Source organism: Neisseria sicca 4320, from assembly GCF_000193735.1.
Classification (GTDB): Bacteria; Pseudomonadota; Gammaproteobacteria; order Burkholderiales; family Neisseriaceae; genus Neisseria; species Neisseria sicca_E.
Window position 1 is genome coordinate 103,729 of sequence record NZ_AEPF01000080.1, and the last position, 6,452, is coordinate 110,180.

Annotated in this window: 5 protein-coding genes; 2 read left to right on the forward strand and 3 right to left on the reverse strand. The window is 50.3% G+C overall.

Going from position 1 to position 6,452, the window contains the following annotated elements; translation table 11 throughout:
- The first annotated feature begins 20 nt into the window (after positions 1–20).
- Positions 21–752 (forward strand): SIMPL domain-containing protein, encoded by a 732-nt coding sequence (locus tag NSCA4_RS0108425; protein ID WP_016687721.1) that lies wholly within the window; start codon positions 21–23, stop codon positions 750–752.
- A 93-nt stretch (positions 753–845) separates the two neighbouring features.
- Here the strand turns inward: NSCA4_RS0108425 and NSCA4_RS0108430 are convergent, their stop codons facing one another.
- Together NSCA4_RS0108430 and pyrG are read right to left on the reverse strand one after the other, a co-directional pair.
- Positions 846–1,967, reverse strand: a complete 1,122-nt coding sequence (locus NSCA4_RS0108430; RefSeq protein ID WP_016687722.1) for a porin — start codon at positions 1,965–1,967, stop codon at positions 846–848.
- 442 nt (positions 1,968–2,409) lie between these two features.
- Positions 2,410–4,044, reverse strand: coding sequence for a CTP synthase (gene pyrG / locus NSCA4_RS0108435; protein WP_016687723.1), 1,635 nt, complete (start codon positions 4,042–4,044; stop codon positions 2,410–2,412).
- 223 nt (positions 4,045–4,267) lie between these two features.
- On the opposite strand from pyrG, the gene NSCA4_RS0108440 reads away from it, so the two are divergent.
- The gene (locus NSCA4_RS0108440; RefSeq protein WP_016687724.1) at positions 4,268–5,725 is read left to right on the forward strand and encodes a TrkH family potassium uptake protein; all 1,458 of its coding nucleotides are present in this window, start codon (positions 4,268–4,270) and stop codon (positions 5,723–5,725) included.
- 133 nt (positions 5,726–5,858) lie between these two features.
- Here the strand turns inward: NSCA4_RS0108440 and NSCA4_RS0108445 are convergent, their stop codons facing one another.
- Positions 5,859–6,311, reverse strand: coding sequence for a DUF1775 domain-containing protein (locus NSCA4_RS0108445; protein WP_029609669.1), 453 nt, complete (start codon positions 6,309–6,311; stop codon positions 5,859–5,861).
- Between the last annotated feature and the right edge of the window lie 141 nt (positions 6,312–6,452).

Genomic DNA, 6,452 nt, shown 5'->3' on the forward strand with positions numbered 1-6,452 from the left:
CGATATAAAAAGGAAAATCCATGTTACGCCCCATCCTTGCCGCCCTCGTGCTCGCAACCGCCCTGCCCGCCGCAGCCGAAACCGACACCCTTCATTACAACATGGTCGAATTTGCCGAGTCCGCCAATCTCGAAATAACCCGCGATACCATGACCGCCCACTTCAGCATCAATGCCGAAGGCAAAGACCGCGCCACGGTTAACAAAGCATTTCAGAAAAAATTCAACGACTTCAATAAAGCCGTACAAAACAACAAACTCCAAGCCGAGCTCCTCAGCCGCAGAGCCAGCCCTCGCCATGAATACAACAACAACGGCAAACGCATCCAAACAGGCTGGGAAGAAGTTGCCTTGTTCAAAGTCGAAAGCAAAGACTTTGACGCCATCAACCGCCTGACTGACGAGACGCTGCAAACTGCCACGCTCAACCGCATCGGCTTCAGCATATCCAAAGAAAAACGCGAAGCCGCCGTCGATCAAGTCAGCAAAGCCGCCATCCTGCGCTTCAAAGACCGCGCGCAAGACTTGGCGAAAACGCTCGGCTTTTCCAACTACAAAATCGTCAAACTCAATTTAGGCCACATCGGCAACCGCTCCATCGACGACCGTTTAGGTTTCGCCCGCACCAAAATGATGAGTGCCGAATCCGCTATTGTTAGAAGTGCGGCAAGCGACGAAAACAACGCTATCCAAGCTCCCTCTCCCGGCTCAGAAGAAATCAGTATTACCGTCAACGGCTTGGTGCAGATGTAAAACGCTCTCAAAGCAAATATAAAAGGTCGTCTGAAACCCAAAATCAGGTTTCAGACGACCTTTATATATTTTCTGATTATCCGTACCGTTTAATCAGAACTTATGAGCCAATCCCAAAGAGACGGCTTTTTGTTCAACAGATCCTGTTTGAGTCGGCGTCAGGCGGGTTTTTTTGCCCAGTTTCATATAACCGGCATGAGCTTGCATAGAAGTACGTTTGCTGAATTTGTATTTGGCACCGACTACAACTTGGTCGAATTTATCAACCAGTTTCTCGCCGCTGTTTACGCCTTTTGCCGCCCAACCGTGAGCGTAGCTGATTTGCGGGGTTACGTTACCGACAGTATAACCTACGGTAACGGCTGCATCGGCAACTTTGACAGCTTCTTCTTTGCCTGAATCTTTGGTGATATCCACACCTTTGTAGGTATTGAAATCATCGGTAAAGTGCGCCAAATATTTGTTCGCGTTTTCATGACCTTTGGCGTATTGAGCACCTACGCCGACAAACAGGTTGTCTTTGTCGTAGTAGCTTTCGATCTTCGCGATTTGGGCGGCTTTGACTTTGCCGTCTTTGTTGGTGTACGCGCCTTTATAATGACCGTAGCCCAGTTTGGTGGCAAAACCGTTGTTTTCGTAGATCAAACCGGCAGTATATTGCTCTTTGCTCGGTTTTTCGTGTACGTATTTGTCGTCCGGATTGCGGTTGTCGCGCGGAGCGTAGGAGGCATTGAACTTGAATCCGCCGAACGAAGGGCTGTCATAACGCAAAGAGGTCGTACGTACGCCGGTGCGGGTGTTGATACCCAAACCCATGGCATCGGTTTTATACATCCACGGATCGATGGTGTCCATTTCGTTGAGCATGTTGTCGATGTTACCGGCACGAACTTTACCAAACTTGCCTTCCAAACCGATGAAGGAATTGCGGTTGCCGAAACGTTGGCTGTTGGATTCGCCTAAAATAGAGGTACGCTGTTCAACCTGCCAAATGACTTTGAGGTCGTCTGAAAGTTTCTCGTTGCCTTTGAAGCCGATGCGCGAAGTATTGTCGTTGATGCGGGTAGCGGTCGCGCTTTTTTCAGTACCTTCACTGCCTTTGATTTTCACTTGTCCTGCGGTGATGCTGCTTTTCACTTGTCCATAAAGAACAACTTCGGCGGATGCTGCAAAAGGCAAAGCCGCGATAGTCAGGGCAATAATAGCTTTTTTCATACAAACTCCTCTTTAATCAAAGAATCAAATCTAGGCCTATCGTTTCACAAAATAAGAGACTCAAAACCGAAAACAGCAGGCCCGTGGAATGGAACAGTTTGCGCAATCATAATGAACTTTCGATATTTAAACAATGCTTTTCATCTTGATAGGAATTATTATTCATTAGAGTTTAGACTTTTTACAACAAGCCGACATTTTTTATAGTCAATTCAAATAGAAAGGCATAGCTCATCATTTCAGAACAGGCTAGAATTTTGAAATTTTAAAATTGGCTTCCCCTTCATCCTTTTTAAAATACTAAGAATCGTTTTTCCATTTCGCGGGGAATAAGATGATAGCCATTTTTATCTGAATGAACATTATCCATAGTCGTCTGAAAATAGAAAAAGCACCTCAACCGAGGTGCTTTTTCTATTTTCAGACGACCTTTTGCCGAGTATCAGCCTTTTTTATTGTTCAACGCGGCTTTGACAAACGCGGTGAACAAAGGATGGCCTTTGCGCGGGTTGGAAGTAAACTCGGGGTGGAACTGGCAGGCGAAGAACCAAGGATGGTTCGGCAGTTCGATGGTTTCGACCAAGCGTTCGCGTCCTGCGGATACGCCGCCGATGACCAAGCCTGCCTGTTCCAGCGTAGGAACGTAGTTGTTGTTGACTTCGTAGCGGTGGCGGTGGCGTTCGCGGATGTGTTCGCTGCCGTAGATTTTGGCGGCGAGGCTGCCTGCTTTCAATTCAACCTCTTGCGCACCCAAACGCATGGTGCCGCCCAAATCGGCAGATTCGTCGCGGGTTTCGACGCTGCCGTCGGCAGTTTGCCATTCGTCAATCAGGGCGACGACGGGCGCGGCGCATTTGAGGTCGAACTCGGTGGAGTTCGCGCCTTTCAAGCCTGCCACGTCGCGGGCGTATTCGATCAGCGCAATCTGCATACCGAGGCAGATGCCCAAGTATGGCACGTTGTTTTCACGGGCGTAGCGCACGGCGGCGATTTTGCCTTCCACGCCGCGCGAGCCGAAACCGCCGGGAACGAGAATGGCGTCCATGTCTTTGAGCATGGAAACGTCGCCGTTGTTTTTCTCGATGTTTTCGCTGTCAACAAAGGTGATTTGCACGTCGGTTTCGGTGTGGATGCCCGCGTGTTTCAAGGCTTCGATCAGCGATTTGTAGGATTCGGTCAAATCGACGTATTTGCCGACCATGGCGATTTTGACGGTGTGTTTCGGATTTTTGATGGCATGGACGATTTTTTTCCACGCGGTCAAATCCGCCTGTTGCACGTTCAGCTGCAACTGCTCGGTAATGATATTGTCGATGCCTTGGTTGTGCAACATTTCGGGGCATTCGTAGATGCTGTCCACGTCGTAGCTGCCCACAATCGCGCGCTCTTCCACATTGCAGAACAGGGCGATTTTGCGGCGTTCGTCCGCGGGCATTTCCCTGTCCATGCGGCAAATCAGGATGTCGGGTTGCAAACCGATACTCAACATTTCTTTAACGGTGTGCTGGGTCGGCTTGGTTTTGATTTCGCCGGCGGCGGCGATGTAGGGAACGTAGCTCAAGTGGGCGAACAAGGTGTTGTTGCGTCCCAACTGGCTGCGCATCTGACGGATGGCTTCCAAAAACGGCAGCGATTCAATGTCGCCGACCGTACCGCCGATTTCAACGATGGCAACATCGTAACCCGCCGCGCCTTCGTGGATGCGGCGTTTGATTTCGTCGGTAATGTGCGGGATGACTTGAACCGTGCCGCCGAGGTAGTCGCCGCGGCGTTCTTTGGCGATGACGTTTTCGTACACCTGCCCCGTACTGAAACTGTTGCGGCGGGTCATGATGGCGTTGATGAAGCGTTCGTAGTGTCCCAAGTCGAGGTCGGTTTCCGCGCCGTCGTCGGTGACGAACACTTCGCCGTGCTGAAACGGACTCATCGTGCCGGGGTCGACGTTGATATAAGGGTCGAGCTTGAGCATGGTCACGTTCAAACCGCGCGATTCGAGGATGGTGGCAATAGAAGCGGCGGCGATACCTTTCCCGAGTGAAGATACGACGCCGCCGGTTACGAAAATAAATTTAGTCATGATGCAGTACCCATGTTGGAATACGGAATTTTACCTTTAAGCGGGTTTTCTGGCAAACGCGGGACGGGATGCGGATGTGGTTTTCAGACGACCTCCGCTTCTACCCTTTTGCGTCTAGGCAAGGCAATAATTTGTTAAAATAACGCCTGTTTGCGATTACTGATGACGATAAGGTCGTCTGAAAATACCGGATGGCCAGGCCGGTTTGTTAAGATTAATTGATATGTACAAGTTACTTCCCATTATCCACATTTTGTCCAGACTGGGGCTGCTGTTTTCATTGGTCCTTGCAGTGCCGACGCTGATGTCGTATTTTTTTCTGGACAACGCGTTTCCCGCATTTGCCTCCACGGCTTTGGCGACGACGCTGACTTCTTGCGCGGTTTTGTTGCTGACTTTCCAGTTTCGCCGCGAGCTTCGCCCGCGCGACGGATTTACGTTGGTTTTGATGTTGTGGCTGGCGTTTGCGCTGGTGGCGTCCATGCCCATTTATATTCATATACCGGGCATCAGTTTTACCGATGCGTTTTTTGAGGCGATGTCCGGACTGACGACGACGGGCGCGACGGTCATGACAAGCTTGGACACGCTTGATCCGTCGATAAATTTTTGGCGGCATATGCTCAACTGGCTGGGCGGCATGGGTATCATCGTGCTGGCGGTAGCGATTCTGCCGATGCTGGGCGTGGGCGGAACGCAGCTCTTCAAAGCTGAAATTCCGGGGATGGACAAAGAAAGCAAGATGGCGCCGCGCATTTCGCAGGTGGCAAAAAAGCTGTGGTTCTTCTATACGATGACGACGACGGCGGCTTTTCTGACGCTGCATTTTGCGGGGATGAGCTGGTTTGACGCGCTTTGCCACGCGATGTCGGCGGTGTCGTTGGGCGGTTTTTCGACACACGATGCCAGCATCGCTTATTTTGATTCGCTGACCGTCGAATGGGCGGTCATGTTTTTCACGCTCTGGGGCGGTATCAACTTCGCCACGCATTTCACGGCACTGACACGACGCTCGCTCAAATCTTATTGGCGGGACGAAGAGTGCCGCGTACTGCTGTCGCTGCTGGCGGTAAGTGTTTTGATGTCGGCGGTATATCTGTGGCAGAAGGATTTTTATGCAACCTTTGGAGATTCGCTGCGTTTTGTGAGCTTCAACTTTGTCTCCATCGGGTTGGCAAGCGGTTTTTCCAACACGGATTTCGCGCAATGGCCGCTGATCGTGTCACTGTGGATGTTTTTCCTGTCCAATTTGCTGGCAAGCTCCGGCTCAATGGGCGGCGGCATTAAAAACGTGCGGGCATTGGTTTTGTTCAAATTCAGCCTGCGCGAAATGTTGGTTCTGCTGCACCCGAGAGCAGTGCGCACGGTCAAGGTCAACGGACGCATGATTCACGACCGCATGGCGCTGACGGTGATGGCCTTTATTTCGATTTATTTCATGACGACGATTGTCTTCAGCTTTTTGCTGATGGCAAGCGGGATGGAATTTATCTCAGCCTTCACCGCCGTCATCGCGTGCATTACCAATGCGGGACCGGGCTTGGGTGAAGTCGGACCGGCGGGCAGCTATGCGGTATTGAGCGATGTGCAAAAGTGGCTGTGTTCGGCCGTCATGCTGCTGGGACGCTTGGAAATTTTTACCGTGTTGATTTTGCTGACACCGGCTTATTGGAAAAAATAAAGACAGGTCGTCTGAAAACCGATTCAGGTTTTCAGACGACCTGTCTTTAGCAGGGAAAACGTTACAGCCCGATTGTCAATCGGTTCAATATCTTGATTGACCCGCCGGCATCAGGGCAAACATTCCCGAGCGATTATTTCAGATGAATCGTCGGTTGATAGCCTTTTGCCTCTTCCGAACCGTCAAACGGCACCACAACGCCATCCGCGTAAGTGACATACGCTTTGTATTTCACTGAGACATCGCCTTTAGGATTCAACGCGATAAACGGGAACGAAGTAAATTCGCCCGCTTCCATGCGGCCTTTGTAAGTAATGCTGACGATATTGCCTTGGGCATCTTTTTCCGTTTTATAAGTCCAACCCGGAACAGGATGGATGAACAACAGTTTCACACCTTCGGCAACCACCATTTTTACCCCGGTTACCGCCTTACCACGATTGGTCGGCACATTCAGGCGGAAATGGTCTGATTTTCCAGAAATACTATCAACACCATTAGAATTATTGCGAATCGTAACATGCGCCTGAGCGTCCATCATCAATGCAGACAGTGCCAAAGCAGAAAACAATAGCTTTATTTTCATTGTGTTATCTCCGTATAAAGAGTGGATAAAAAGATCACCGCTGAAGGCTTGCCCGAATCCTAGCAGAGAATGTCCATCAAAGGAGCATATGTTCGCCTTTATTGCGCCAACAAGGGAACAGAAAGCCGAATACACCCATTA

Coding starts and splice junctions, on each gene's coding strand:
- NSCA4_RS0108425 (WP_016687721.1), top strand. CDS start 21: ATGTTACGCCCCATCCTTGCCGCCCTCGTGCTCGCAACCGCCCTGCCC.
- NSCA4_RS0108430 (WP_016687722.1), bottom strand. CDS start 1,967: ATGAAAAAAGCTATTATTGCCCTGACTATCGCGGCTTTGCCTTTTGCA.
- pyrG (WP_016687723.1), bottom strand. CDS start 4,044: ATGACTAAATTTATTTTCGTAACCGGCGGCGTCGTATCTTCACTCGGG.
- NSCA4_RS0108440 (WP_016687724.1), top strand. CDS start 4,268: ATGTACAAGTTACTTCCCATTATCCACATTTTGTCCAGACTGGGGCTG.
- NSCA4_RS0108445 (WP_029609669.1), bottom strand. CDS start 6,311: ATGAAAATAAAGCTATTGTTTTCTGCTTTGGCACTGTCTGCATTGATG.